The 1,696-nt window shown below is 55.0% G+C and carries 2 rRNA genes; both read left to right on the forward strand.

The features are described from left to right. A 23S ribosomal RNA gene (locus EDF24_RS00040) occupies nt 1-1,442 on the forward strand; the annotation flags it as partial. A gap of 130 nt (nt 1,443-1,572) precedes the next feature. Next, nucleotides 1,573-1,689, forward strand: a 5S ribosomal RNA gene (rrf, locus tag EDF24_RS00045). Nucleotides 1,690-1,696 lie beyond the last annotated feature (7 nt).

Here is a 1,696-nt window from a genome sequence, read left to right on the forward strand (position 1 = left end):
GGTGAACCTGGTGTAAGGATGTAGGGCTGACGATAGGCAAATCCGTCGTCTGTATGCCTGAGATCCGACGCGTACCCGTAAGGGGAAATCAGTGATCCTATGCTGCCGAGAAAAGCATCGACGCGAGGTTGCAGCCGCCCGTACCCGAAACCGACTCAGGTGGTCAGGTAGAGAATACCAAGGAGATCGAGAGAATCGTGGTTAAGGAACTCGGCAAAATGCCCCCGTAACTTCGGGAGAAGGGGGGCCGGACACGTGACCGGATTTACTCCGTGAGCGTTGAAGGCCGCAGAGACCAGTGGGAAGCGACTGTTTACTAAAAACACAGGTCCGTGCGAAGTCGCAAGACGATGTATACGGACTGACGCCTGCCCGGTGCTGGAAGGTTAAGAGGAGGGGTTAGCCTTTGGGCGAAGCTCTGAATTTAAGCCCCAGTAAACGGCGGTGGTAACTATAACCATCCTAAGGTAGCGAAATTCCTTGTCGGGTAAGTTCCGACCTGCACGAATGGCGTAACGACTTCCCAGCTGTCTCAACCGCGAACTCGGCGAAATTGCACTACGAGTAAAGATGCTCGTTACGCGCAGCAGGACGGAAAGACCCCGTGACCTTTACTACAGTTTGGTATTGGTGTTCGGTGTGGCTTGTGTAGGATAGGTGGGAGACTGTGAAGCGGGCACGCTAGTGTTCGTGGAGTCATTGTTGAAATACCACTCTGGTCACTCTGGATGTCTAACGTAGGACCCTGATCGGGTTCATGGACAGTGCCTGATGGGTAGTTTAACTGGGGCGGTTGCCTCCCAAAGAGTAACGGAGGCGCCCAAAGGTTCCCTCAACCTGGTTGGCAATCAGGTGGCGAGTGTAAGTGCACAAGGGAGCTTGACTGTGAGACTGACAGGTCGAGCAGGGACGAAAGTCGGGACTAGTGATCCGGCAGTGGCTTGTGGAAGCGCTGTCGCTCAACGGATAAAAGGTACCTCGGGGATAACAGGCTGATCTTGCCCAAGAGTCCATATCGACGGCATGGTTTGGCACCTCGATGTCGGCTCGTCGCATCCTGGGGCTGGAGTAGGTCCCAAGGGTTGGGCTGTTCGCCCATTAAAGCGGTACGCGAGCTGGGTTTAGAACGTCGTGAGACAGTTCGGTCCCTATCCGCTGCGCGCGTTGGAAATTTGAGAAGATCTATCCCTAGTACGAGAGGACCGGGATGGACGAACCTCTGGTGTGTCAGTTGTTCTGCCAAGGGCACCGCTGATTAGCTACGTTCGGACCGGATAACCGCTGAAAGCATCTAAGCGGGAAGCCGTCTTCGAGATGAGATTTCCATGCACCTTGAGTGTGAGAGGCTCCCAGCAGACTACTGGGTTGATAGGCCGGATGTGGAAGCGGGGACTAACGACCCGTGGAGCTGACCGGTACTAATAAGCCGAAGACTTGACAACACAATTATTTCCCGCACTTCGGTGTGGGGCTCGCGTCCACTTTGTGGTTCCCGACAGATGATCGGGAATCAAACTGAATACTTCAGCTATCTGAAGGAACGGTTTTGATCCAGGATTGGGTCGAAGGTGTTCCGGTGGTCATAGCGAGAGGGAAACGCCCGGTCACATTCCGAACCCGGAAGCTAAGCCTCTCAGCGCCGATGGTACTGCAAGGGGGACCTTGTGGGAGAGTAGGACGCCGCCGGACTCAACGT

This window comes from Curtobacterium sp. PhB130, assembly GCF_003755165.1.
Classification (GTDB): Bacteria; Actinomycetota; Actinomycetes; order Actinomycetales; family Microbacteriaceae; genus Curtobacterium.